General features: G+C 73.2%; 28 protein-coding genes. 6 read left to right on the forward strand and 22 right to left on the reverse strand.

The genetic code is table 11. The annotated features are described in order from the left end of the window. Nucleotides 1-29 precede the first annotated feature (29 nt). From trpA to hisI, 8 genes are all read right to left on the reverse strand, one after another. Nucleotides 30-845, reverse strand: coding sequence for a tryptophan synthase subunit alpha (gene trpA, locus ACZ7MF_RS33805; RefSeq protein ID WP_471482047.1), 816 nt, complete (start codon nucleotides 843-845; stop codon nucleotides 30-32). Continuing rightward, the gene (gene trpB, locus ACZ7MF_RS33810) at nucleotides 842-2,125 is read right to left on the reverse strand and encodes a tryptophan synthase subunit beta (protein WP_471482048.1); all 1,284 of its coding nucleotides are present in this window, start codon (nucleotides 2,123-2,125) and stop codon (nucleotides 842-844) included. Before trpB ends, trpA begins: the two co-directional genes overlap by 4 nt. Before the next feature lie 328 nt (nucleotides 2,126-2,453). After that, nucleotides 2,454-3,263 (reverse strand): indole-3-glycerol phosphate synthase TrpC, encoded by an 810-nt coding sequence (trpC, locus tag ACZ7MF_RS33815; RefSeq protein WP_052841514.1) that lies wholly within the window; start codon nucleotides 3,261-3,263, stop codon nucleotides 2,454-2,456. A gap of 117 nt (nucleotides 3,264-3,380) precedes the next feature. Then, complete coding sequence (locus ACZ7MF_RS33820) at nucleotides 3,381-3,827, reverse strand: DUF2752 domain-containing protein (RefSeq protein WP_361007547.1); 447 nt, start codon at nucleotides 3,825-3,827, stop codon at nucleotides 3,381-3,383. Nucleotides 3,828-3,920: 93 nt separating this feature from the next. After that, on the reverse strand, nucleotides 3,921-4,172 hold the full coding sequence (locus tag ACZ7MF_RS33825; RefSeq protein ID WP_471482049.1) for an HGxxPAAW family protein: 252 nt from the start codon (nucleotides 4,170-4,172) through the stop codon (nucleotides 3,921-3,923). Between the two features lie 108 nt (nucleotides 4,173-4,280). Further along, nucleotides 4,281-4,916: a TIGR02234 family membrane protein gene (locus ACZ7MF_RS33830; protein WP_471482050.1), complete on the reverse strand. Its 636-nt coding sequence runs from the start codon at nucleotides 4,914-4,916 to the stop codon at nucleotides 4,281-4,283. 83 nt (nucleotides 4,917-4,999) lie between these two features. Further along, nucleotides 5,000-6,490, reverse strand: a complete 1,491-nt coding sequence (locus ACZ7MF_RS33835) for an anthranilate synthase component I (RefSeq protein ID WP_471482336.1) — start codon at nucleotides 6,488-6,490, stop codon at nucleotides 5,000-5,002. A 29-nt stretch (nucleotides 6,491-6,519) separates the two neighbouring features. After that, nucleotides 6,520-6,957, reverse strand: coding sequence for a phosphoribosyl-AMP cyclohydrolase (hisI, locus tag ACZ7MF_RS33840; protein ID WP_471482051.1), 438 nt, complete (start codon nucleotides 6,955-6,957; stop codon nucleotides 6,520-6,522). A gap of 81 nt (nucleotides 6,958-7,038) precedes the next feature. On the opposite strand from hisI, the gene ACZ7MF_RS33845 reads away from it, so the two are divergent. Continuing rightward, nucleotides 7,039-7,674 (forward strand): TIGR03085 family metal-binding protein, encoded by a 636-nt coding sequence (locus ACZ7MF_RS33845; protein ID WP_471482052.1) that lies wholly within the window; start codon nucleotides 7,039-7,041, stop codon nucleotides 7,672-7,674. A gap of 10 nt (nucleotides 7,675-7,684) precedes the next feature. Here the strand turns inward: ACZ7MF_RS33845 and ACZ7MF_RS33850 are convergent, their stop codons facing one another. The 10 genes from ACZ7MF_RS33850 to hisD all read right to left on the reverse strand — a co-directional run bounded on the left by ACZ7MF_RS33850 (nucleotide 7,685) and on the right by hisD (nucleotide 15,337). Next, entirely contained in the window at nucleotides 7,685-8,953 is a 1,269-nt protein-coding gene (locus ACZ7MF_RS33850) for an MFS transporter (protein WP_471482053.1), read from the reverse strand. Beyond that, a complete protein-coding gene (locus ACZ7MF_RS33855) occupies nucleotides 8,946-9,533 on the reverse strand; it encodes an ArsR/SmtB family transcription factor (RefSeq protein ID WP_471482054.1) in 588 nt (195 codons plus the stop codon). The genes ACZ7MF_RS33850 and ACZ7MF_RS33855 overlap by 8 nt, the downstream gene beginning before the upstream one ends. A gap of 74 nt (nucleotides 9,534-9,607) precedes the next feature. Beyond that, nucleotides 9,608-10,363: an imidazole glycerol phosphate synthase subunit HisF gene (gene hisF / locus ACZ7MF_RS33860; RefSeq protein ID WP_471482055.1), complete on the reverse strand. Its 756-nt coding sequence runs from the start codon at nucleotides 10,361-10,363 to the stop codon at nucleotides 9,608-9,610. Beyond that, a complete protein-coding gene (locus ACZ7MF_RS33865) occupies nucleotides 10,360-10,764 on the reverse strand; it encodes a RidA family protein (protein ID WP_471482056.1) in 405 nt (134 codons plus the stop codon). The genes hisF and ACZ7MF_RS33865 overlap by 4 nt, the downstream gene beginning before the upstream one ends. After that, nucleotides 10,761-11,486, reverse strand: a complete 726-nt coding sequence (priA, locus tag ACZ7MF_RS33870) for a bifunctional 1-(5-phosphoribosyl)-5-((5-phosphoribosylamino)methylideneamino)imidazole-4-carboxamide isomerase/phosphoribosylanthranilate isomerase PriA (RefSeq protein ID WP_087809875.1) — start codon at nucleotides 11,484-11,486, stop codon at nucleotides 10,761-10,763. The genes ACZ7MF_RS33865 and priA overlap by 4 nt, the downstream gene beginning before the upstream one ends. A gap of 17 nt (nucleotides 11,487-11,503) precedes the next feature. Then, complete coding sequence (gene hisH / locus ACZ7MF_RS33875) at nucleotides 11,504-12,157, reverse strand: imidazole glycerol phosphate synthase subunit HisH (protein ID WP_471482337.1); 654 nt, start codon at nucleotides 12,155-12,157, stop codon at nucleotides 11,504-11,506. Further along, entirely contained in the window at nucleotides 12,148-12,312 is a 165-nt protein-coding gene (locus ACZ7MF_RS33880; RefSeq protein WP_356864300.1) for a hypothetical protein, read from the reverse strand. The genes hisH and ACZ7MF_RS33880 overlap by 10 nt, the downstream gene beginning before the upstream one ends. Before the next feature lie 3 nt (nucleotides 12,313-12,315). Further along, nucleotides 12,316-12,909 carry an imidazoleglycerol-phosphate dehydratase HisB gene (gene hisB, locus ACZ7MF_RS33885; RefSeq protein ID WP_030186039.1) on the reverse strand — a complete coding sequence of 198 codons (594 nt, stop codon included), beginning with the start codon at nucleotides 12,907-12,909 and terminating at the stop codon, nucleotides 12,316-12,318. Continuing rightward, nucleotides 12,906-14,015, reverse strand: a complete 1,110-nt coding sequence (locus ACZ7MF_RS33890) for a histidinol-phosphate transaminase (protein WP_471482057.1) — start codon at nucleotides 14,013-14,015, stop codon at nucleotides 12,906-12,908. The genes hisB and ACZ7MF_RS33890 overlap by 4 nt, the downstream gene beginning before the upstream one ends. Beyond that, complete coding sequence (gene hisD, locus ACZ7MF_RS33895; protein WP_471482058.1) at nucleotides 14,012-15,337, reverse strand: histidinol dehydrogenase; 1,326 nt, start codon at nucleotides 15,335-15,337, stop codon at nucleotides 14,012-14,014. Before hisD ends, ACZ7MF_RS33890 begins: the two co-directional genes overlap by 4 nt. 199 nt (nucleotides 15,338-15,536) lie before the next feature. Between hisD and ACZ7MF_RS33900 the strand changes: the two genes are divergently transcribed. The 4 genes from ACZ7MF_RS33900 (at nucleotide 15,537) to ybaK (ending at nucleotide 19,581) form a co-directional block, all read left to right on the forward strand. Beyond that, the gene (locus tag ACZ7MF_RS33900) at nucleotides 15,537-17,114 is read left to right on the forward strand and encodes an oxidoreductase (protein WP_356864308.1); all 1,578 of its coding nucleotides are present in this window, start codon (nucleotides 15,537-15,539) and stop codon (nucleotides 17,112-17,114) included. Between the two features lie 106 nt (nucleotides 17,115-17,220). Beyond that, nucleotides 17,221-18,297: a hypothetical protein gene (locus ACZ7MF_RS33905; RefSeq protein ID WP_471482059.1), complete on the forward strand. Its 1,077-nt coding sequence runs from the start codon at nucleotides 17,221-17,223 to the stop codon at nucleotides 18,295-18,297. Nucleotides 18,298-18,308: 11 nt separating this feature from the next. Beyond that, nucleotides 18,309-19,049 carry an LON peptidase substrate-binding domain-containing protein gene (locus ACZ7MF_RS33910; RefSeq protein WP_356864312.1) on the forward strand — a complete coding sequence of 247 codons (741 nt, stop codon included), beginning with the start codon at nucleotides 18,309-18,311 and terminating at the stop codon, nucleotides 19,047-19,049. Nucleotides 19,050-19,062: 13 nt separating this feature from the next. Next, nucleotides 19,063-19,581: a Cys-tRNA(Pro) deacylase gene (gene ybaK, locus ACZ7MF_RS33915; RefSeq protein WP_471482060.1), complete on the forward strand. Its 519-nt coding sequence runs from the start codon at nucleotides 19,063-19,065 to the stop codon at nucleotides 19,579-19,581. Between the two features lie 171 nt (nucleotides 19,582-19,752). On the opposite strand, the gene ACZ7MF_RS33920 is transcribed toward ybaK, so the two are convergent. The 4 genes from ACZ7MF_RS33920 to ACZ7MF_RS33935 form a co-directional block, all read right to left on the reverse strand. After that, nucleotides 19,753-20,469 (reverse strand): AAA family ATPase, encoded by a 717-nt coding sequence (locus ACZ7MF_RS33920; protein ID WP_471482061.1) that lies wholly within the window; start codon nucleotides 20,467-20,469, stop codon nucleotides 19,753-19,755. Between the two features lie 34 nt (nucleotides 20,470-20,503). After that, a complete protein-coding gene (locus ACZ7MF_RS33925; RefSeq protein WP_471482062.1) occupies nucleotides 20,504-21,328 on the reverse strand; it encodes an ABC transporter permease in 825 nt (274 codons plus the stop codon). Nucleotides 21,329-21,435: 107 nt separating this feature from the next. Continuing rightward, nucleotides 21,436-22,410 (reverse strand): ABC transporter ATP-binding protein, encoded by a 975-nt coding sequence (locus ACZ7MF_RS33930; protein ID WP_471482338.1) that lies wholly within the window; start codon nucleotides 22,408-22,410, stop codon nucleotides 21,436-21,438. 166 nt (nucleotides 22,411-22,576) lie between these two features. Continuing rightward, nucleotides 22,577-23,788 carry an NYN domain-containing protein gene (locus ACZ7MF_RS33935; protein WP_471482063.1) on the reverse strand — a complete coding sequence of 404 codons (1,212 nt, stop codon included), beginning with the start codon at nucleotides 23,786-23,788 and terminating at the stop codon, nucleotides 22,577-22,579. Nucleotides 23,789-24,012: 224 nt separating this feature from the next. Here ACZ7MF_RS33935 and ACZ7MF_RS33940 point away from each other — a divergent pair, with 224 nt between their 5' ends. Further along, on the forward strand, nucleotides 24,013-24,180 hold the full coding sequence (locus ACZ7MF_RS33940) for a hypothetical protein (RefSeq protein WP_471482064.1): 168 nt from the start codon (nucleotides 24,013-24,015) through the stop codon (nucleotides 24,178-24,180). Nucleotides 24,181-24,216 lie beyond the last annotated feature (36 nt).

Below are 24,216 nucleotides of genomic sequence, written 5' to 3' on the forward strand. Positions count from 1 at the left end.
TACGAGGGACCTCTGTCACCTGCTGGTGCTCACGCCTGTCCGCGCACGCCCTTCGCCAGGTCGGCGGCGAGCGCGCGGACGCCCTCCAGACCGGCCGCGTCGTCGGGCGCGTCCAGCATCCGCTTGACGAAGGCCGAGCCGACGATCACGCCGTCGGCGAACCCGGCCACCTCGGCGGCCTGGGCCGCGTTGGAGACGCCGAGGCCGACGCAGACCGGGGTGTCGGTGGTGGCGCGGGTGCGGCGCACCAGGTCCTCGGCCTGCGCGCCGACCGACTCACGCGTGCCGGTGACGCCCATGAGGGAGGCGGCGTAGACGAAGCCGCTGCCGGCCGCGGTGATCTCGGCGAGCCGCGCGTCCTTGCTGCTGGGCGCGACCACGAAGACCGTGGCGAGCCCGTGCTTGTCCGCGTGCTCCCGCCACAGCGCCGACTCCTGGACCGGCAGGTCGGGCAGGATGCACCCGGCGCCGCCCGCCTCGGCCAGCTCGGCGGTGAAGCGCTCCACGCCGTAGCGGTCGATCGGGTTCCAGTACGTCATGACGAGGATCGGCTTGCCGGTGGCCTCGTGCGCCTCGCGGACCGTACGCATCACGTCGGCGATCCTCACGCCGCCACGCAGGGCGATGTCGTCGGCGGTCTGGATCACGGGGCCGTCGAGCACCGGGTCGCTGTGCGGCAGGCCCACCTCGACGACGTCGGCGCCGCCGTCGAGCGCGGCCTTGATCGCCGCGATGCCGCCGTCCACGGTCGGGAACCCGGCCGGGAGGTAGGCGATCAGGGCGGCACGACCCTCCGACCTGGCCGCCGCGAGCGTGTCGTTCAGCAGCTGTACGTTCCCGCTCACTTGGCGTCCCCCTCGATCTCCGCGGCACCGGTCTCGTCGGCGGCGACCTCGGCGTCGGTGTCGTACAGCCCGAAGTAGCGGGCGGCGGTGTCCATGTCCTTGTCGCCGCGGCCGGACAGGTTGACGACGAGCAGCCCGTCCTTGCCCAGCTCCTGGCCGACCTCCAGGGCGCCGGCCAGCGCGTGGGCGCTCTCGATGGCCGGGATGATGCCCTCGGTGCGCGACAGCAGGCGCAGGGCCTGCATGGCGGCGTCGTCGGTGACCGCGCGGTACTCGCCGCGGCCGGAGTCCTTGAGGTAGGCGTGCTCCGGGCCGATGCCGGGGTAGTCCAGACCGGCCGAGATCGAGTACGGCTCGGTGATCTGGCCCTCGTCGTCCTGGAGGACGTAGGACCGGGAGCCGTGCAGGATGCCGGGCTCGCCCGCGGTCAGGGTGGCCGCGTGCTCGCCGGTCTCCACGCCGTGCCCGGCGGGCTCGCAGCCGATGAGGCGGACGTCCGCGTCGGGGATGAAGGCGTGGAAGAGGCCGATGGCGTTGGAGCCGCCGCCGACGCAGGCGATCGCGGCGTCGGGCAGGCGTCCGGCCTGCTCCAGGAGCTGGCGCCGGGCTTCGACGCCGATGACGCGGTGGAAGTCGCGGACCATCGCCGGGAAGGGGTGGGGCCCGGCGACGGTGCCGAACAGGTAGTGGGTGCGGTCGACGTTGGCGACCCAGTCGCGGAAGGCCTCGTTGATCGCGTCCTTCAGCGTGCGGCTGCCGGACTTCACGGCGATGACCTCGGCGCCGAGCATGCGCATGCGGGCCACGTTGAGCGCCTGGCGGCGGGTGTCGATCTCACCCATGTAGATGGTGCAGTCGAGGCCGAAGAGGGCGCAGGCCGTTGCCGTGGCCACGCCGTGCTGGCCCGCGCCGGTCTCGGCGATGACGCGGGTCTTGCCCATGCGCTTGGTGAGCAGGGCCTGGCCGAGCACGTTGTTGATCTTGTGCGAGCCGGTGTGGTTCAGGTCCTCGCGCTTGAGGAAGATCCTGGCTCCGCCGGCGTGCTCGGCGAAGCGGGGGACCTCGGTGAGGGACGAGGGGCGGCCGGTGTAGTGGACGAGGAGGTCGTCCAGCTCGCGGGCGAACTCCGGGTCGGACTTGGCCTTGTCGTACTCGACGGCGACCTCGTCGACCGCCGCGACGAGGGCCTCGGGGATGAACTTGCCCCCGAAGGCGCCGAAGTAGCCCTCGGCGGAGGGGACTTGACCCTCCGGGTCGGGAATGAAGAAGTTACTGGGCATGCGTGTACCTCACGGTGAGTGTCTGGTTTGGACTAATCGCCGTGGGGGCGGGGACCAATTGTCGGCTACCGGCCGTGGGTGGGCTGGTCGCGCCCACGCGACGGAGTCGCAAATTCAACGGGGCCCCGCGCCCCTGTGGGGCGCGTGAGCCATCGCATGCCGTTGACCTGGCCCGGTTCGTCTCCGATGACGTACCGCACCCGGCGGCCGTGCACCCGGCGTGCGGGGGCGCGGCAGCCCCGGGGCCGGCAGCCGCGCGCGAGGCGGGCGTACGGGTCCCGGGGGGCCGGAGTGAGTGCGGAGGTCATCGGGGTCAGCCTACCGGGGGTCAGCCCCGGCCGTGGCGGAGTGCGGGATGTTCGCCGGCCGCCACCAGGTCGGAGACCGCCGTCTTCGGGTCGCGGCCGGTGACCAGGGACTCGCCGACCAGCACGGCGTCGGCGCCCTCGTTGGCGTAGGCGATGAGGTCGTGCGGGCCGCGGACGCCGGACTCGGCGACCTTGACGATGTGCGCGGGGATCTCCGGGGCGACCCGCTCGAACGTGCCGCGGTCGACCTCGAGCGTCTTCAGATTGCGCGCGTTGACGCCGATGACCTTGGCGCCCGCGTCCACGGCGCGCTCGACCTCGTCCTCGTCGTGCACCTCGACCAGCGGGGTGAGTCCGATGGACTCGGCGCGCTCGATCAGCGACTCCAGGGCCGGCTGATCGAGGGCCGCGACGATCAGCAGCACGAGGTCGGCGCCGTGGGCGCGGGCCTCCCACAGCTGGTACGAGGTGACGACGAAGTCCTTGCGCAGCACGGGGATGTCCACGCGCGCGCGGACCGAGTCCAGGTCGGCCAGCGAGCCGCCGAAGCGGCGCTCCTCGGTGAGGACGGAGATGACGGCGGCGCCGCCCGCCTCGTAGTCGGCGGCGAGTCCGGCCGGGTCGGCGATGGCCGCCAGCGCGCCCTTGGAGGGGCTGGAGCGCTTGACCTCGCAGATGACCTTGACGCCGTCGCCGCGCAGCGCGGCCACGCCGTCCTTGGCGGGGCGAGCCTTGGCCGCGCGCTCCTTGAGCTCGTCGAGGCTGACGCGCGCCTGCCGCTCCGCGAGGTCGGCACGGACTCCGTCGATGATCTCGTCGAGCACACTCACGCGAGCGGCCCCCTTTCAGACGGCAAAACGTGTGGTCACTGTGATGGTATCCGCAGCGGGGCACCGGCCCCGCATCCGCCCGATCCCCGTCCCAGTACCTGGACGTCCCGTGGACGATCAAGGCAGGAGCCAGCCACCGAACGGCAGGTTCCGGACAACGGTGAAGACCAGCAGCAACGTCCCCAGCGTCCACAGGTGGACCGGTCCGAGATCGATGCGTACGGGACGGCCCCGGGCCGCGCGGATCACCCAGACGGTCCACAGAACGGCGAAGCCCAGATAGGCGAGGACGGCGGGCGCGTTGGCGTGCAGCGCGGCCGTCAGGTCGCCGTGCACGAAGGCGTGGGCGCTGCGCAGGCCGCCGCAGCCGGGACAGTAGACGCCCGTGAAGCGCAGCAGCGGGCAGACGGGGTAGTGGCCGGGCTCGTAGGGATCCACGCTCCCCACGTAGGCGAAGGCCCCGGCGACGGCCGCGAGCACTCCGGCCGGGACGGCGAGGCGCAGGGCCGCGCCGCGGGGCAGGGGGATGCTGGTCCGGCCGGGTTTCCCGCTCTCGACGTCCACGCCCGCATTCTGCCCCCGGCGGCATCCTCCCGCACCTGAGGGGCGGTCCCGGCACGTGGTGCCGACCCGCCCCTCGGGAAGTCCGTGCCCGGGTCAGCCCTTGGCGCCGGCCTCCGCACGCTCGCCCGCGACCTGGTGCACGGGGTGGTTCTTCTTCGGCTGGCCGAGGCCCATCATGCGCATGATGTAGCCGATGACACCACCGAGGAGCACGACCGCGAGGCCGGCCCAGAAGCCCCACGGCTGGGCCGCCACCATGAACATGCCCGCGATGCAGAAACCGATGAAGGCGATGATGACACCGGTCCAGGCGGCCGGGGTGTGACCGTGGCTGCTGCCCGCCATTGCTTGCTCCTCGTTGCTGTGTGCCAAGTCTGAGCAGGACGCTCGCACCCATTGTCCCGCACGGGGGCACGCGCCGTGAGCGGGGGTGCTCCAGTGGGTGAACGGCGGTCAGGCGCTGGTGGGGTCCTCGCCCCGGTCGATGGCCTTCCACAGGTCCTCGGGGCGGTCCGGGTCGACGGTCTGCGGCCTGCGCCGCGGGGCGCCGTTGCGTTCGTAGCGTCCGGACATCGCGGGCCACTGGCGGCCGTAGCGCAGCGCGAGCAGCCCGGCCAGCAGGAGCAGGGCGCCGCCCACGGCCGCGACGTACGGCCAGGCGGTGTGCGAGAGCGCGTCGACGGTGGCCGAGGTGTCCCCGGCCGCCTTCGCGGCCTGGTCGTCGAGGGCGGAGCTGTCGGAGGCGCCGGCCAGGGCGGCGGCGACGGTGCCCGCGCCGCTCAGCGCGAGCAGCGCGGCGACGGCGAAGCGGCCGGCCCGGCGGACGGCGAAGACGGCGACGAGCGCGGCGAGGCCGACTATGGCGAGCGACGCGGGTACGCCCGTGACGTCGCTGCCCTTGGCGGTCAGGGTGAACGCGCCGCCGGCCACCGTCGCGGTGCCCTCCGCCCACTCCTGCCGGGTGGCGAGCAGGGCGACGGCGGCGCCGAGCGCGCCGCACAGCAGGGCGACGGCGAGGCTCCGGCGGCCGGCCCGGGCGGGTCCTGCGGCTGGGGTACGGGGGTGAGGAACGGCTGTCACGTACTCCACTATCACCCGAACCCCGGGCGAACCGTCACCCGGGGTTCGTATTGGGGGCGTGAGAATTGCCCCACCGGTCCGACCGGTTGGCCCTATTGCGCCAGCCGGTTGGCCGTGTGTACGGCCCTCAGCACGGCCGCCGCCTTGTTGCGGCACTCGGTGTCCTCGGCGACCGGGTCGGAATCGGCGACGACGCCCGCGCCCGCCTGGACGTAGGCGGTGCCGTCGCGCAGCAGGGCGGTGCGGATGGCGATGGCGGTGTCGGAGTCGCCGGCGAAGTCGAGGTAGCCGACGCAGCCGCCGTACAGGCCGCGCCGGGAGGGTTCGAGTTCGTCGATGATCTGCAGGGCGCGCGGCTTGGGCGCGCCGGAGAGGGTGCCGGCCGGGAAGCAGGCGGTGAGGACGTCGAAGGCGGTGCGGTCCTCGGCGACGCGTCCGGTGACCGTCGAGACGATGTGCATGACGTGGGAGTACCGCTCGACGGACATGAAGTCGACGACCTCGACGGAGCCGGGCTCGCAGACGCGGCCGAGGTCGTTGCGGCCGAGGTCGACGAGCATCAGGTGCTCGGCGCGCTCCTTGGGGTCGGCGAGCAGTTCGTCGGCGAGGGCCTGGTCCTCCTGCGGGGTGGCGCCGCGCGGGCGGGTGCCGGCGATGGGGTGCACCAGGGCGTGCCCGTCCTCGACCTTGACCAGCGCCTCGGGGGACGAGCCGACGACGTCGAAGCCGTCGAGGCGGAGCAGGTACATGTACGGGGAGGGGTTGGTGGCCCGCAGAACCCGGTACACGTCGAGCGCGCTCGCCGTGCAGGGCGTCTCGAAGCGCTGGGAGGGGACGACCTGGAAGGCCTCGCCCGCGCGGATGCGCTCCTTGATGTCCTCGACGGCGTCCTGGAAGTCGGGCCCGCCCCACAGCGCGGTGTACTCGGGCAGCTCGGACGGCGGCAGCGCGGCCGGGGGCTGGGCGACGGCGCGCGTGAGGTCGGCCTCCATGACGTCCAGCCGGGCGATCGCGTCGGCGTAGGCCTCGTCGACGCCGGTCTCCAGGTCGTTGTGGTTGATCGCGTTGGCGATCAGCAGGACCGAGCCCTCCCAGTGGTCCATGACGGCGAGGTCGCTGGTGAGCAGCATGGTCAGCTCGGGCAGCTTCAGGTCGTCGCGCTCCCCCGGGCCGACCTTCTCCAGGCGGCGCACGATGTCGTAGCCGAGGTAGCCCACCATGCCGCCGGTGAAGGGCGGCAGGCCCAGGTCGTGGGCGAGGTCGCGCGGGGTGTGCAGGGCCTCGACGGTGGCGCGCAGGGCGGCGAGCGGGTCGCCGTCGGTGGGGACGCCGACGGGCGCGGTGCCCTGCCAGTGGGCCTGGCCGTCCTTCTCGGTGAGGGTGGCGGCGCTGCGGACGCCGACGAAGGAGTACCGGGACCAGGACCTGCCGTTCTCGGCGGACTCCAGCAGGAAGGTGCCGGGGCGCTCGGCGGCGAGCTTGCGGTACAGGGCCACGGGGGTGTCGCCGTCGGCGAGGAGCTTGCGGCTGACCGGGATCACCCGGCGGTCGGCGGCCAGCTTGCGGAAGGTGTCGAGGTCCATGTCAGGCGTGACGTCCATGGCGGCAGACCCTACTGACCCGCGCCGGGCGCGTCGGCGGCCGCGGCGCCCTCGGTGTCCTCGGCGCCCTCGGCGAGGAGCACGTCGGTGTCGAAGCAGGTGCGGGTCCCGGTGTGGCAGGCGGCGCCCACCTGGTCGACCTTGACGAGGACGGTGTCGGCGTCGCAGTCCAGGGCGACGGACTTCACCCACTGGAAGTGACCCGAGGTGTCGCCCTTGACCCAGTACTCCCGGCGGCTGCGCGACCAGTAGGTGCAGCGGCCGGTGGTCAGCGTGCGGTGCAGCGCCTCGTCGTCCATCCAGCCGAGCATCAGCACCTCTCCGGTGTCGTACTGCTGGGCGATGGCGGGCAGGAGGCCGTCGGCGCTGCGCTTGAGGCGGTCGGCGATCTCCGGGGCGAGCGGGCCGGGGCGCCGGGGGCTGCCGCCGGTGGGGGAGCTGCTGGTCATGCGCCCATTGTGCCGCGCGGGAAGGACACGCCCCCGGGACGTCCATTGGGCGGACCCGGTCCGCCGCCGTAGGCTGACCGCATGTCGACTTTCGCCAAGCGTGAACGACTTCTGCTCGCGGATCTGTTGGAGACGGCGGGTCCGGACGCCCCCACCCTGTGCGAGGGCTGGCGGACCCGTGACCTGGCCGCGCACGTGGTGGTGCGCGAGCGGCGTCCGGACGCGGCCGGGGGCACCCTGATCAAGCCGTTGGCGTCCCGCCTCGACCGGGTGATGGAGGAGTACGGCGCCAAGCCGTACGAGGAGCTGCTCCAGCTGATCCGCACCGGCCCGCCCCGCTTCTCCCCCTTCCAGCTCAAGCAGGTCGACGAGGCGGCGAACACGGTCGAGTTCTACGTCCACACCGAGGACGTCCGCCGGGCTCGGAGCGACTGGTCGCCGCGCGAGCTGGACCCGGTCTTCCAGGACGCCCTGTGGTCCCGCCTGGAGCGGGCCGCCCGCCTGATGGGCCGCGGCATCCCGACGGGCCTGGTGCTGCGTCGTCCGAACGGCCAGACCACGGTCGCCCACCGGGGAACGCCGGTGGTGACGGCGACGGGCGAGCCGTCCGAGCTGCTGCTGTTCGCGTACGGCCGGCAGGGCGCCGCGAAGGTGGAGCTGGAGGGCGAGGAGAACGCGATCGCCAAGCTGCGGGAGACGAAGCAGCTGGGCATCTGACCTCCGCCGCTCACTTCGGCAGCTCGGCCCGCCGCACGCCCGGCGCGCACAGGGCGACGACCCCGCCGAGCCCGCACACCACGGCACTGACGGCGAAGACCGGTCCGGTGCCCCAGACGCCGATGGCGGCGGCGGACAGGGGCATGCTCAACGGGGCGATTCCCAGGCTGACGATGCCGGAGACCGCCGTGACGCGGCCGAGGAGAGCGGGCGCGGACTGCGTCTGGAGCAGGGCCCCGCACAGCGCGCCGCTGAGGCCCGCGAGCAGCCCGATGAGCAGCGCCGTCCCGACGGCCACCGGAAGGACGGGGGCCTGCGCCAGCGCGCCGATCGCGACCGCGCCGGGGACGAGGGCGCCGGCGACGACGTACCCGGCGTGCGGCACGCGTCCCCGGACGGTCAGCAGCAGGGCGGCCGTCCCGGCGCCGACCCCGAACCCGGCGAGTACCCAGCCCATGCCGGCGGCTCCCCAGCCGCGTTCGTCGGCGAGCAGGGTCAGGCCGATGTTGAGCGGACCGACGAAGCCGAGGTCGCCGAGGGCGATGACCAGCATCAGCGGTCCGAGGACGCGGTGCCGGCGAATGTACCGGAGCCCGTCCCGCAGGTCCCGCCACGCGGTGCCGCCCTCGGCGGCCGTGTCGTCGGGGGGCAGCTCGCGCATCCGTACGGAGACCAGCAGCGGCACCGACACGGCGATCAGCACACCGGCGAGGGCGAAGGCCGCCGCCGCGCCGCCGACCGCCACGCCGAGCCCGCCGAGCGGGGCGCCCACGACGGAGGACAGGCGGACGGCGAGGCCGCGCATGCCCTGGACGCGGGCGAGCTGGTCCTTGGCGGTGATGCGTGCGGGGAGCGCCCCGACGGCCGGCATGAAGAGGGCGTCGACCGCACCGAAGACGAGGGCGAGCAGGGCCAGGAGCCACAGTCCGGGGTCGGTGGCGAAGAGCAGCGCGGCCACCGTGAGGACCGCGGCGCACCGTACGGCGTCGCTGCCGATGACGACCCTGCGCGGTCCCAGCCGGTCGACGACCACTCCCCCGCCGAGCATGAGCAGCGCCCGTGGCACCGCGCTGACCGCGGTGACGATCCCGGCCTCGGCGGGACTGCCCTGCCGCACGGCGGCCCAGGACAGCGCGAGGAAGAAGACGCTGTCACCGAGCATCGACGCGGTGTAGGCGGCCGCCCAGCGCAGCACGTTGCCGTCCCGGTGGGCGGGACGGCCCGGGGCGGCGACCGGGGGTACGAGTGCGGCCGACGGCGGCGCGGTCCCCTCAGCCACGGAACGGGAACCCGTACACGTGCAGCGCGACGTTCTCGCGCCCTTCGGTGTCACCGGCGGCCTCAGCGGCGCGGCCCCGCTCGTCGTACTTCCTCGCCAGGGCGAGCAGCTCCTCGCCCAGTTCGCTCAGGTCGGCGGGGGTGAGCCGGAGCAGGGACTCGTTGTCGGGGGCGGCGGAGTTCCACTCCGGGCCCCAGGTGGGGCGTTCGTCGAGGTAGCGGCGGTACATGTCGGCGCGCTGCTCGTGGAAGAGCCGGGTGGCCGCGAGGTGGGCCGCGGCCCGCTCGGGGGCGTCGCGGAAGTTCTCGTCGCGGATGCTGACCCCGTTCGAGGAGGGCTGCCACCACCGCTCCCTGCCGTCCGCGCTCTGGGGTTCGGCCTGCTCGACCAGCCCGTGCTCGGCCAGCTTGCGCAGGTGGTAGCTGACCAGCGAGACGGCCTCGTCCACCTGCTCGGCAAGCTGCGAGGCGGTCGCGGTGCGCGCGACGCAGAGACCCCGATAGAGCTGCATCCGCAAGGGATGCGCCAGGGCCTTGAGGGTGCCCAGGTCGGTGATGGGGTGGTTCTCCCGGCTCGGCATGCACCCAGGCTAAATTACGAAAGGAAAGTTGCGCAATAATTGTTGCGCAACTTTTCCTTCGTATCTCGGTTCTCCTACCGGACGGGGTGACCCGCCCCCCGCAGGGTGTTCTTCACCTCGCCGATCCGCAGGTCGCCGAAGTGGAAGACGGACGCCGCCAGGACCGCGTCCGCGCCCGCCTGGACCGCCGGGGCGAAGTGGGCGAGGCTGCCCGCGCCGCCCGAGGCGATGACCGGGACGGTCACGTGCTTACGGACCGCCTCGATCATCTCCAGGTCGTAACCGTCCTTCGTACCGTCCGCGTCCATCGAGTTGAGCAGGATCTCCCCCGCCCCCAGCTCGGCGGCCCGGTGCGCCCACTCCACCGCGTCGATGCCGGTGCCGCGCCGGCCGCCGTGGGTGGTCACCTCGAAGGTGCCCGCCTCGGTGCGGCGGGCGTCGACCGACAGCACGAGGACCTGGCGCCCGAAGCGCTCGGCGATCTCACGGATCAGCTCCGGGCGGGCGATGGCGGCGGTGTTGACGCCCACCTTGTCCGCACCGGCCCGCAGCAGCTTGTCGACGTCCTCGGCGGTGCGCACCCCGCCACCGACGGTCAGCGGGATGAACACCTGCTCCGCGGTGCGGCGCACCACGTCGTAGGTCGTCTCGCGGTTGCCCGACGAGGCGGTGATGTCCAGGAAGGTCAGCTCGTCGGCGCCCTCGGCGTCGTACACCTTGGCCATCTCGACGGGGTCGCCCGCGTCGCGCAGGTTCTGGAAGTTGACGCCCTTGACGACCCGGCCGTTGTCCACGTCCAGGCAGGGAATGACTCGGACCGCCAGGGTCATGAATCCACGGCTCCTCTATACGCTTCCACTTCGACCGACACGAGGACCCGCGAGTCGATGAAGCCCTCCACGACCAGCAGGGTCGTGGCAGGGCGTACGGAGTCGAACAGCTCCCTGTGGGCGCGGCCCACCTCATCGACATCACGCGAATGTGCCAGGTACACACGGGTCCGGATCACGGACTCGATGCCGAGCCCGAACTCGGCGATCGCCTCGACGGCGGTGCCGAAGGCCACCTTGGTCTGCTCGTACGGGTCGCCCTCGCCGTAGAGCATGTCGCCCTTGAAGGCGGTGGTGCCCGCCACGATGACACGGTCACCCGCCGCCACGGCCCGTGCGAAACCGAAGGACTCTTCCCAGGGACTTCCGCTCTGCACGCGCCGTACGGCTTCGGATGTCATGTGGACACAGCCTCCAGGGCCTCTTCCAGGGTGAACGCCTTCGCGTAGAGGGCTTTCCCGACGATGGCCCCCTCGACACCGGCCGGGACGAGCCCGGCGATCGCGCGCAGGTCGTCCAGGGAGGAGACGCCGCCCGACGCCACGACCGGGCGGTCGGTGGCCGCGCAGACGTTCTTCAGGAGCTCCAGGTTGGGGCCCTGCAGGGTGCCGTCCTTGGCGATGTCGGTGACGACGTACCGGGCGCAGCCCTCCTTGTTCAGGCGGTCCAGCGTCTCGTAGAGGTCGCCGCCGTCGCGGGTCCAGCCGCGGCCGCGGAGCGTGGTGCCCCGTACGTCCAGGCCGACCGCGATCTTGTCGCCGTGTTCGGCGATGACCTTGGCGACCCACTCGGGGGTCTCCAGGGCGGCCGTGCCCAGGTTCACCCGGGTGCAGCCGGTGGCGAGGGCGGCGGCGAGGGTGTCGTCGTCGCGGATGCCGCCGGACAGCTCCACCTTGATGTCCATGGCCTTCGCGACCTCGGCGATCAGCGCGCGGTTGTCCCCGGTCCCGAACGCCGCGTCCAGGTCCACCAGGTGCAGCCACTCGGCCCCGGAGCGCTGCCAGGCGAGGGCGGCCTCCAGCGGGGAGCCGTAGGAGGTCTCGGTGCCCGACTCGCCGTGCACGAGGCGGACGGCCTGGCCGTCGCGGACGTCGACGGCGGGGAGGAGTTCGAGCTTGCTCATCTCTACCGGGCTCATCTCTAGAGGGTCTCGATCCAGTTGCTGAGGAGCTGGGCACCGGCGTCGCCGGACTTCTCGGGGTGGAACTGGGTGGCCCACAGCGCGCCGTTCTCCACGGCGGCCACGAAGGGCCTGCCGTGCGTGGACCAGGTGACCCTGGGCTCGGCGATCAGCGGGTTGTGCGACTCCTGGGTCCACTCGTGGACGGCGTAGGAGTGCACGAAGTAGAAGCGGGCGTCGGCGTCCAGACCGGCGAAGAGCTGGGAGTCGGCCGGTGCCTCGACCGTGTTCCAGCCCATGTGGGGCACGACGTCGGCCTGGAGGGGCCCGACCGTGCCGGGCCACTCGTCCAGGCCCTCGGCCTCCACGTCGTGCTCGATGCCGCGCGAGAAGAGGATCTGCATGCCGACGCAGATGCCCATGACCGGACGGCCGCCCGCCAGCCGACGGTCGACGATCCAGTCGCCGCGGGCTGCCTTCAGGCCGTCCATGCAGGCGGCGAAGGCGCCGACGCCGGGGACCAGCAGCCCGTCGGCGTTCATGGCCCGGTCGTAGTCACGGGTGATCTCGACGTCGGCTCCCGCGCGCGCGAGGGCGCGCTCGGCGGAGCGGACGTTGCCGAAACCGTAGTCGAAGACGACGACCTTCTTGGCAGCGGCGGCGGTCAACTCCAGACCTCCAGCCTCAGGACACCGGCGAACAGACACATCCCGGCGCCGATGGAGAGCAGCACGATCAGCCCCTTGGGCATCTGCTGCTTGGCGAAGGAGTAGATGCCGCCGAGGAGGAACAGACCTACGACGATCAGTGCGGTGGACGTACCGTTCATGGGTTACAGCGCGCCCTTCGTGGAAGGCAGGATGCCGGCCGCGCGCGGGTCGCGCTCGGAGGCGTAGCGCAGGGCCCGGGCCAGCGCCTTGAACTGGCACTCGACGATGTGGTGCGCGTTGCGCCCGTAGGGCACGTGCACGTGCAGGGCGACCTGGGCCTGGGCGACGAAGGACTCCAGGATGTGCCGGGTCATCGTCACGTCGTACTCGCCGATCATCGGCGCCATGTTCTCGGGCTCGGTGTGCACGAGGTAGGGGCGGCCGGACAGGTCGACGGTGACCTGGGCGAGGGACTCGTCCAGCGGGACCGTGCAGTTGCCGAAGCGGTAGATGCCCACCTTGTCGCCGAGGGCCTGCTTGAAGGCGGCGCCCAGCGCGAGGGCGGTGTCCTCGATGGTGTGGTGGGAGTCGATGTGCAGGTCGCCGTCGGTCTTCACGGTCAGGTCGAACAGACCGTGCCGGCCGAGCTGGTCGAGCATGTGGTCGTAGAACCCGACGCCGGTGGCGATGTCGGTCTTGCCGGTGCCGTCGAGGTCGATCTCGACGAGGACCGAGGTCTCCTTGGTGGTGCGCTCCACGCGCCCTACGCGGCTCATGTGTACTGCTCCTTCTTGACTTCACGTACCGCGTCGAGGAACGCGTCGTTCTCCTCCGGGGTGCCGGCGGTGACCCGCAGCCACCCCGGTACGCCGTTGTCCCGGACCAGGACGCCCCGGTCGAGGATCTTCCGCCAGGTCGCGTGCGAGTCCGCGAACCGCCCGAACTGGACGAAGTTGGCGTCGGACTCGGTCACCTCGTAGCCGATGGCGCGCAGTTCGGCGACCAGCCGGTCCCGCTCGGTCTTCAGCTGCTCGACGTACTTCAGCAGCGTGTCCGTGTGCTCCAGGGCGGCCAGCGCGGTCGCCTGCGTCACGGCCGACAGGTGGTACGGCAGCCGTACGAGCTGGACGGCGTCGACGACGGCCGGGTGCGCGGCGAGGTAGCCGAGGCGCAGGCCCGCCGCGCCGAACGCCTTCGACATGGTGCGGGAGACGACCAGGTTCGGCCGGCCGTCGAGGAGCGGCAGCAGCGAGGCGCCGTGGCTGAACTCGATGTACGCCTCGTCGACCACGACCATCGACGGCTTCGCCGCCTGGGCGGCCTCGTAGAGGGCGAGGACCGTCTCGGCGGGGACCGCGTTGCCGGTGGGGTTGTTGGGGGTGGTGACGAAGACGACGTCCGGGCGGTGCTCGGCGATCGCCCGCTCGGCGGCGGGCACGTCGATGGTGAAGTCCTCGTGGCGGGGCCCGGAGATCCAGCCGGTGCCGGTGCCGCGCGCGATGAGGCCGTGCATCGAGTACGACGGCTCGAAGCCGATCGCGGTGCGGCCCGGGCCGCCGAAGGTCTGCAGCAGTTGCTGGATGACCTCGTTGGAGCCGTTGGCCGCCCAGACGTTGCTCACGTCCAGCGGGTGTCCGGAGGTGTCCGTCAGGTACCGGGCCAGCTGGGTGCGCAGCTCGACCGCGTCCCGGTCGGGGTAGCGGTTGAGGTCGCGGGCGGCCTCGCGGACCCGCTCGGTGATCCGCTCGACCAGCGCCTCGGGCAGCGGGTAGGGGTTCTCGTTGGTGTTCAGCCGTACCGGCACGTCCAGTTGGGGCGCACCGTAGGGGGACTTGCCGCGCAGCTCGTCCCGTACGGGGAGATCGTCGATGCCGAACGTCACTTGCTTTCCGGGACCTTCCACTCGAACCTCGCCTTGATCGCCGCGCCGTGCGCGGGCAGGTCCTCGGCCTCGGCCAGCGTCACCACGTGCCGCGCGACCTCGGCGAGCGCGTCGCGCGTGTAGTCGACGATGTGGATGCCGCGCAGGAAGGACTGCACGGACAGGCCCGAGGAGTGGCAGGCGCAGCCGCCGGTGGGCAGGACGTGGTTGGACCCGGCCGCGTAGTCGCCGAGCGAGACGGGCGCCCAGGGGCCGACGAAGATCGCGCCGGCGTTCTTGACGCGGTCGGCGACGGCGGCGGCGTCGGCGGTCTGGATCTCCAGGTGCTCGGCGCCGTAGGCGTCGACGACGCGCAGGCCCTCGTCCAGGCCGTCGACGAGGACGATCGCGGACTGGCGCCCGGCCAGGGCCGGACGGATCCGGTCCTCGATGTGCTTGGTCGCCTCGACCTGCGGCTGCAACTCCTTCTCCACCGCGTCGGCCAGCTCCACGGAGTCGGTGACCAGGACGGCGGCGGCCAGCGGGTCGTGCTCGGCCTGGCTGATCAGGTCGGAGGCGACGTGCACCGGGTCGGCGGTCGAGTCCGCCAGGACGGCGATCTCGGTCGGTCCGGCCTCGGCGTCGATGCCGATCTTCCCGGTGAAGAAGCGCTTGGCGGCGGCGACCCAGATGTTGCCGGGGCCGGTGACCATGTTGGCGGGCGGGCAGGACTCGGTGCCGTAGGCGAACATCGCGACGGCGGTGGCGCCGCCCGCCGCGTACACCTCGTCGACGCCGAGCAGGGCGCAGGCGGCCAGGATGGTGGGGTGCGGGATGCCGCCGAACTCGGCCTGCGCGGGCGAGGCGAGCGCGACCGAGCCGACCCCGGCCTCCTGCGCGGGCACCACGTTCATGATCACGGACGACGGGTAGACCGACCGGCCGCCGGGCACGTAGAGCCCGACCCGCTCGACCGGCACCCACTTCTCGGTGACCGAGCCGCCGGGCACGACCTGCGTGGTGTGCGTGGTGCGGCGCTGCTCGCGGTGGACGAGGCGGGCGCGGCGGACGGACTCCTCGAGCGCGGCGCGCACGGCCGGGTCCAGGCCCTCCAGCGCGCGGGTCAGCTCCTCGGCCGGGACCCGCACCCGCTCCAGCCGGACGCCGTCGAACTGCTCGGTGTAGTCGATCAGCGCCGCGTCCCCGCGATGATGCACGGCCTCGCAGATCGGACGCACCTTCTCCAGGGCGACCGAGACGTCGAAGTCGGCTCGGGGCAGCAGGTCGCGCAGGGCGGGGTCCTCGGGGAGGGCGTCGCCGCGCAGATCGATTCGGGAGATCACGGAACCAATTCTCTCAGACCCGCGTCCGGCACGGTCCGCGCGTATCAATGGCTGATACAGAACGCGACGGACCTCACGTCCCACGGTGAACTCGGGCGATCCGTGCTCACTTTGAGTGTTCAGAAGGTCACGCAGTGGGCATGAACGGTTGTACGAAGAGTGAGCGACCGGCGAGTAGTTGGGGAGGGAGTGAAGCGCCGTGACCGAGGGGGCCGGCCACCGTGACGGAGAGCTGCCGGACGACCTGACCACCGCCGAGGCGGGCATGTGGCAGGCCTTCCGCAACGGCAGCGTGTACGACCTGAGCAGCGGCGACGCACTGGTCGACGACCCGCACGGCGGGCATCCGTGGGGGCCGGAGCGGACCGTGCGGGCCCGCGTCGTGTGCTGGCTGCTTCTCGACGGTCCGCCGGCGCTCGCGGGCCGGGTGTCCTCGCTGCAGCTCGTGGGCGTGCGGATCAGCGACACGATGGATCTGGCGGGCGGCACGGTGGTGCCCTACGTGGAGCTGCGCCGTTGCCGCTTCGAGCGGGAGGTGCTGCTGCCGGAGACCCGGTTCACGACGGTGCGGCTGGTGGACTGCGCGGTGCCGCGCCTGGAGGCGGCCCGGCTGCACACCGAGGGCGACCTGCACCTGCCGCGCTCCCGCTTCCCGGGCGGCATCCGGCTCACGGACGCGCAGATAGGCACCGACCTGCTGCTCAACCAGGCGATCGTGCACCGGGACCGCAGCGGCCGTTCCATCGCCGCGGACGGCATGACGGTGGGGCAGGACCTCCAGGCCGAGATGCTGGAGTCGCACGGCGAGGTGAGCCTGCGCAGCGCCCAGGTCGGCGTGTCGCTGAGCCTGCGCGGCGCCCGGCTGCTCAACCCGTACACGCGGCACGCGCTGAACGCCCCGCAGCTGACGGTGGAGCGCACCCTGTACCTGACCCCGGCGGGCCTGGGCAGCCCGCTGCTGCGCGGCACCACGCCCGCGCAGGGCACCAGGATCCAGCGCTTCGAGTGCGAGGGCGGGGTGCGGCTCGACGACGGGCGGTTCGGCGACGCGCTGGACCTGGAGCACGCCCGGTTCACCTTCACCGACGACCAGGAGCTGTCGCTGCGCCGGGTGCAGACGCCCGAGCTGCGCTTCCTGGGCGAGCGTCCGGCGCGCGGGCGGGTGGTGCTGTCGGGGGCGCGGGTGGTCAACCTGATGGACCGGGCGGACAGCTGGCCGGGCCCCGGCCGGCTGCACATGGGCGGCTTCGCCTACGAGAACCTGGTGCCGCGCGGGCCGTTCCCGCTGGCCAAGCGGCTGCGCTGGGTGGGCGCCGCGACCGCCGAGTACCACCCGGAGCCGTACGAGCGCCTCGCCGCCGTGCTGCGGGCCGGCGGCGAGGACGAGGACGCCCGCGAGGTGCTGCTCGCCAAGCACCGCAGGCGCCGCGAGAGCCTGCCGGTCGCCGCGAAGCTGGTGGGCTACGCCCAGGACTGGACGGTCGCCTACGGATACCGACCGGGCCGGGCGGCGGTGTGGATGGCGGTCCTGTGGGCGGCCGGTTCCCTCGCCTTCGCCCGCGCGGACCCGCCCCCGCTGAAGAGCGGCGAACACCCGGACTGGAACCCGGCCCTCTTCGCCCTCGACCTCCTCCTCCCGGTGATCGATCTGGGCCAGGCCGGTTCCTGGCAGCTCCACGGCGGCTGGCAGTGGCTGTCGACGGCCCTGGTCCTGCTGGGCTGGGTCCTGGCGACCACCGTGGCAGCGGGCGCCACCCGCCTGCTCCGCCGGAGCTGACCCCTCCGGGGACGAACACGGCCCGCTCACGGCGAAAGGACCCGAACGGCCGAGGGCGGAGCCGGGGTCGCACAACCATCCCGAACTCTCGGCCGTCGTACTGGCCATGCTGCGCGCGTTCCTGCGGACCGCGGCTGCCCGGGCCCGCTCCCGGTCGCCCCGGCCCGCCCCAGACGACGACGTGCTCCTCGACGCCCCCGACGACCGTCTCGCCCCGGCCCTCGTCGCCGCGGCCCACGGCGAGCACGGCCCCGCGGCACGCCTCCTCGCCGGTACCCGCGACAACGCCGAATGGGACCACCGCGACCGTTACGCGACCCGGCTGGCCGCCTTCGCGCGCTTCCGCTCCGAGTGGCTCGACACCTGGCGCGCCGGCGCCCCGGACGACCCGGACGCCCTGCTGGTCGCGGCCCGCCTGGCGGTCCACCGCCACTGGGACTCACCGGCCCGCACCGAACTCCTGCGCCAGGTGATCCCCACCGTGGTCGCCGCCGCCGAGGCCGCCGGCCCCGCCGACCCGGTGCCGTGGCGGACCGCGCTGGACGCCGCACGGGGCGCGGGCGCCGAACACGCCGAGTTCGAGCGCCTGTGGGAGCAGGCGGTCCGCCGCTCCCCGCACCACTACGGCAGTCATGTCGCCGCCCTGGAGTACCTGGCCGCCGCCTCGCCCGACGCCCACGGCGAGTGCCTCGACTTCGCGGAGACGGCCGCCCAGGAGGCCCCCGAGGAGGCGCTCGTACGGGCGCTGCCGCTGCACGCGGCCTTCGCCTGTCTGACTGCCACCGACACCGGCACCGGCAACGCCGCCCGCCCCGGCCGCGCGACCACGGCCGCCGTACGCGCCCGCCGCCCCCGTCTGGACGCCGCCGCCGACCGTGCGATCACCCTCTCGGCGGCCCACCCGGCGGCCGATCCCTGGGCGGCGGAACTGCGGAACCTGCTCGTCTACGTCCTCGTACGCCTGGAACGCCGTCAGGACGCGGCGGAGCAGCTGCGGCTGACCGGCCCGTACGTCACGTCCTTCCCGTGGGACCGGGACACGGACGACCCGCTCGGCGGCTTCCTGCGGGTGCGTGCGGACGTCCGTGCGCACCCCGGGGAAGCGTCCCCCGCGACCGGTGGGGCGGCTCCGGGTCGCCCACGGAACGGGCACGGCGAACGCGTCCGCCCCGGCGACCATTAGGCTTCTGCGTCGTGACCACCGTCCGGCTCCCCCTCTTCCCCCTGAACTCGGTCCTGTTCCCGGGGCTGGTGCTCCCGCTCAACATCTTCGAGGAGCGCTATCGCGCCATGATGCGCGAGTTGCTGAAGACCCCCGAGGACGAACCACGCCGGTTCGCCGTCGTGGCGATCCGCGACGGCTTCGAGGTGGCCCAGACCGCCCCCGGCCTGCCCGACCCCACGGCCACCCTTGAGCGCGGTCCGACGGCCGGGTTCGGGAGCGACCCGCTCAAGGCGTTCCACAAGGTGGGCTGCGTCGCGGACGCGGCGACGGTCCGGGAGCGGGCCGACGGCACCTTCGAGGTGCTGGCGACCGGCACGACCCGGATGCGGCTGCTCTCGGTGGAGGCCTCGGGGCCGTTCCTGACGGCCGAGCTGGAGCCGCTGCCCGAGGAGCCCGGCGACGAGGCCGGCGCCCTGGCGGAGGGCGTGCTGCGGTCCTTCCGGCAGTACCAGAAGCGGCTGGCGGGGGCCCGCGAACGGTCACTGGCGACCGGCGCCGACCTGCCCGACGAACCGGGTGTGGTCTCCTACCTGGTCGCCGCCGCGATGATGCTGGACACGCCGACGAAGCAGCGCCTGCTCCAGGCCCCGGACACCGCCTCGCGGCTGCGGGACGAGCTGAAACTCCTTCGCTCCGAGACCTCCATCATCCGTACGCTGCCGTCCCTGCCGGCGTCGGAACTGACGCGCGGCCCGACGAGTCTCAACTGAGGTACTGCCCCGCATGGCGAAGAAGCCGAACAGGCCGAGCAAGGCGAAGAAGCAGCAGCCGGGCGGCACGCCCGCGACGGTGGCACTCACGGCGGCCGGGGTGACGTACACGGTCCACGCCTACGAACACGACCCGGCCCACCCGTCCTACGGCGAGGAGGCGGCCGAGGCGATGGGCGTGTCGCCGGAGCGGGTGTTCAAGACGCTGGTGGCCGACGTCGACGGCGCCCTGACGGTCGCGGTGGTGCCGGTGGCGGGCCAGCTGGACCTCAAGGCGCTGGCGGCCGCGGTGGGCGGCAAGCGCGCGGCGATGGCCGATCCGGCCCTGGCCGAGCGCACCACGGGCTATGTGCGCGGCGGCATCTCCCCGCTGGGCCAGCGCAAGCGGCTGGCGACGGTCCTGGACGCGTCGGCCTCCGAGCACGGCTCGATCTGCGTCTCGGCGGGCCGCCGGGGCCTGGAGGTCGAGCTGTCCCCCGACGACCTGGCCAGGCTCACGGACGCGGTGATCGCCCGGATCGGCCGCGCCTGACCCCTCGACAGGGCGCCTGTCGTCGGCTAATCAGACAGGACATGTCGAAGCGAACGCGCAAACGCCGCTGGCGCACCAGAAAGGGCCGGGCGAACCACGGCCGCCGCCCGGCCTAGGGCCTGTCCGGCGGGTCAGGACCCCGCGTCTGCGGCATGATCCGCCGGACAGGTCCTAAGCCGGCTTGTCCCCGTACGGCGCCGACGGGTACTGCCCCGGTGCCGGCCAGGGGTCGGGCTCCGGGTCCCGGGGCCCGAACAGTCCGGTCAGCCCCAGGTGGACCACCAGTGCCGCGAGCGACCACGCCAGCAGCGCACCCTTGGCGCCCAGCTTGAGCGGGGCGGAGAACGTCACCCCTTTGCCCACGTCCTTCGCGTGCGCGATCACGTCCTGCGTCGGCCCGAGCCACACCCCGAGCCGCCACGCCAGCAGCGATCCGAGCAGGCCGCCGACACCGAGGGCCGCCACCAGCGGCACACCCCCGCGCCGCCGCAGCAGGAACACCACGACCGCGCTGAGCGCCCCGAAGGCCAGCGCGAGCAGCGTGAACGTTCCGTCGACGCCGATCGCCTGCTCGCCCTCGGAGTCCTTGAGGTAGACGACCCAGCTGTCGTCGAGGATCTCGCCCACCAGCGGCACGCTCGGTGCCAGCTTCCACCACAGCACGCCCAGCAGCGCACCGGAGAGCGCGACCGCCAACACGGTCACGGCGGCCTGCCGCAGTTCGGTCAACATCCCGGGGCCGTCCTGTTCGCCGTACGGGCCGTAAGGGTCGTGAGAACCGCCGGGCGCGGGTCCCGCCGCGTGCGCGCCGACGGGCGGCGGCACCGGCCCGCCCTGGTACGACGGGCGTTCGTTCGGCGGCGGTGGCGGGGTCAAGGGTGCGGTCACCGTGCCATCGTGCCAAACCCGCCTGTGCGGCGCGTCACCGGACGGCGGCCCGGCGGTACGCCCAGGTGGCCACGGCCAGCGAGATCACCCCGACCGCGGCGCACACGGCGAGGTCGCCGAGGACGAAGCCCCAGTCGGGCCGCTCGCCGAAGGTGCGCGCGAGGGCCTCCACCCCGTAGGTGGAGGGCAGCAGGTCCCGGGCCAGACGGACCACCTGCGGCATCCGTTCGGGCGGCAGCACGCCGAGCAGCAGCGCCGCCGACATGCCGAGCTGGCCGAGGAGGGTGGCGAACTCGGGCCGGGGGGCGAGCAGCCCCAGCGCCGCGCCCAGTCCGGCGAGGGCGGCGCCCGCCAGCGGAATCACGGCCACCAGCACCCACAGGTGGGTCATCGGCAGCCCGAACAGCAGACATCCGAACACCGCGGTCACCACGGTCCCGGGCGCGGTGAAGGACGCGTAGGCGCCCGCCGCGCCCAGCACCACCGCGGCCGGCGGCACCGGCAGCGTCGCGTAGTGGTCGAGGCCGCCGCTGGCGCGCAGCTGGCCGAAGTACTGGGCGAGGAGGTTCAGCGCGACGAAGGCCACGACGAGCACCGCGGACCCGGCGACCACGGCCCGTGCCTCGCCGCCGCCGTCGACGACGCCGCGCATGAGGATCATGATGCCGACGGACTGGAAGGTCGCCACGAACAGCAGCGGGATGCGCGCGACCCGCGCCCGGGACAGCTGCGCCCGGTACACGGCCACCAGGGAGGGCCACAGCCGTGCCTTCGGCCCGAGCTCGGCCGGACCGGCCACGCGCCGCCCCTCGGCCGCCGGGGCGGCACCCCGCAGGGCATCGGCAGGTACGACACTCACGTCGCGCAGCTCCCCTTCGCTCGGGTCGTTCGAAGCGGTCGCCCCGGCGGAGGCGGTCGCCCCGACGGGTACGGATGCGGCGGCCGGTGTTCTCAGCGCTCGCGTGCTCACGTCCTCACCAGCCCCTGCCGCGCGGCGCCGCCCAGCGCCAGGTACACGTCCTCCAGGCTGGGCGTGGCCAGGGTGAAGTCGTCCAGGGCGGCGAAGGCGGCGCCGCCGGTGACGGTGGCGACGACCGCGCGGGCCTCCTCGGGAGCGAGCCGCAGGGTCCAGCGGCGTCCCGACTCGACGACGCGGTCGCGCAGGGCGGCGACCTCCGGGACGTTCAGCGGCGCGCTCTCGCGCCACACCAGGTCGACGCGGACCTCGCCGGCGACCTGCTCCTTGAGCCCGGCGGGCGTGTCGCAGGCGATCACTCGTCCCCGGTCGAGGACGGCGACCCGGTCGAGCACGGTCTCGGCCTCGATGACGTTGTGGGTGACGAGCAGCACGGTGGCGCCGTGCTCGGCGCGCCGCCGGTCGACGGCCGACCACACCGCGCGCCGGGCCACCGGGTCCATGCCGGTGGTCGGCTCGTCCAGCACGAGCAGCGGCCGCTCCCCCACCAGTGCGGCGGCGAAGCAGGCCAGGCGGCGCTGGCCGCCGGAGAGCTTCTTGATCGGGCGGGCGGCGAGCCCGGTCAGGCCCAGTTCCTCGAGCACGGCGTCCCGCTCGGCGCGGGCCCGGCGCACCTCGAGGCCGCGCAGCCGCCCGGTGGTCTCGGCGGCGAGCGACACGGTCAGCTCGTCCAGGGCGCTGGACTCCTGCCCCAGGTAGGCGAGGATCCGCGCGGCCCGCTCCGGGTGGCGCACGATGTCGTGCCCGAGGATCTCCACGCTGCCGCTGTCGGGCCGCATCAGCCCGGTGAGCTGGCGGACGAGGGTGGACTTGCCGGCGCCGTTGGGTCCGAGCAGTCCGAAGATCTCACCGCGGCGGATGTCCAGGGTGACGTCGTCGGTGGCCCGCACCTCGGGAGTGGCGGGTACGCCGCGCCTGCCGCGCACCGCGGGATAGGTCTTGGTCAGTGCGCGCACCACGCACACGGCATCGCCACCGGGTCGAGGTGCCTGTGCCGCGCGCGTACTCACAAGGGAGGAGACTACGGGGTCGGTCCCCTAGGCCCGCTTCCGGGTCCGCCCATAAGTGTCGATTCAGCAGGTGTCGGTTCGGCCCGGGAGCGCCGGGGAGTACCGGGGACGCCGGGGCGTCTCACTCGGCGGCGGGCGTGCGTTCGGTCGCCGTGCGCACGTCGATCTCCCGCCAGAACCCGGCCCGGATGGCGTACCGGTCGTGCTCGTCGATCTGGTCGTCCTTGTGCGCGAGCAGTCCGAAGCGGGCCGCGTAGCGCAGCAGCTCACCGTCGACGCGGTGCGGGATGCGCGGGTACATCCCGGACAGTTTCTGCAGGTGGCCGTGGTCGCCGAGCCGTTCCAGCCAGCGCCGGGCGAAGACCTGCCCCACCTCGTACGGGTCGCCGCCGACCGTGGTGATGTCCTCCTCGCGGTCGGCCCAGCGCTGCTCGGCCGTGGTGAGCTGGGCCAGCGTCGGCAGGGTGGCGACCTCGGAGGGCTCGGCGGCGGGACGGTCGACCCAGCCCTTGTCGGAGGACCAGCGCAGGGTGGCGTTGGCGGGCTGCGGGGCGGGGTGGGCGCCGGGGGCGCGCAGGGCGGCGAGGTCCTTGGGGGTGGGGACACCCTTGGCGGGCGGTACCCGTTCCTCGGTGCCGGCCGGTCCCGCGGCGGCCGTGGTGGGGTGTTCGGGCGCCTCGGCGGGCCGCTGGGCGGCGGAGAGCGCGGACTCGGGCAGCGGCGCGGAGAGGATCGCGGCGATCTCGGGGCGGGGCACGGGCGGCGGCGCGCAGATGCCGCCGAGTTCCTTGGCGCGTACGGCCTTCGTGATCCACGTACGGTCCAGGACGCGGCGTTCGTCGGCCTCGGCGACCAGGTCCTCGGACTGGTTGTAGTCGCCGTCGGCGGCCTGCACGGCCCACAGGTGGACGGCGACGCCGTGTTCCTTGGCGGCCATCATGCCGGGCAGCAGGTCGCCGTCGCCGGTCACCAGGACGACGTCGGAACAGGCGCGGTTGCGGGCCAGTTCGGTCAGTTCGGCGTGCATGGCGGCGTCCACGCCCTTCTGCGCCCACCGTCCGTCGCTGCGGGTGAGGGCGCCGAGCCGGACGGTGACCCGGGGCATCACGCGCAGCCGCCGGTGCTCGGGCTGCGGGACGCGGTCGGGGGCGCCGTCGAACCAGTAGATGCGCAGCAGGGGCTGTTGCGTGTCGGACTCGGCGCGGTCGCGCAACCCCTGGATGAGGGCGGCGTGGTCGACGGTGATGCGCGAACGCGAGGGTTCCCCCGCCAGGAGACTCGCGGCGGCCCCCAGCAGATACCCGGCGTCCACCAGGACGATGCAGCGGTCCACGCGGTCCACCCTCTTTCCGGGAGGTTTGCTTCGGGCTTCCTTCGAGTCTGCCCGACCACGCGGAGGTTAACGGCCCGAACTCGATCTTCGGCGTGGCGTTTCGGCACCCCGCGACCGCTCGGACCGCGTCACGGACGGTAATTGCCCGATATGCGTTCTTTGTTGGCCTATGTGAATCTGGTTTCGGTCCTGGTCCCCAGATCCCCCTCAGGAGGTAGATCACCATGGCCAAGAACAAGAACAACCGTGATCGTAAGCACCCGCAGGCCGAGCGCTCCCCGCAGGCCTCCGAGTCGGCCGTACTGGACCGCGAGGAGCAGCACTCCCCGCAGCTGACGACGCCCGGCGACGCGGCCTCCCGCAAGCGGCAGAAGCGCTTCGGCCACAACTGACGTCCACGACGAGGGGCGCACCCGGCAACCGGGGGC

It is taken from the genome of Streptomyces sp. NPDC111628 (assembly GCF_055635195.1).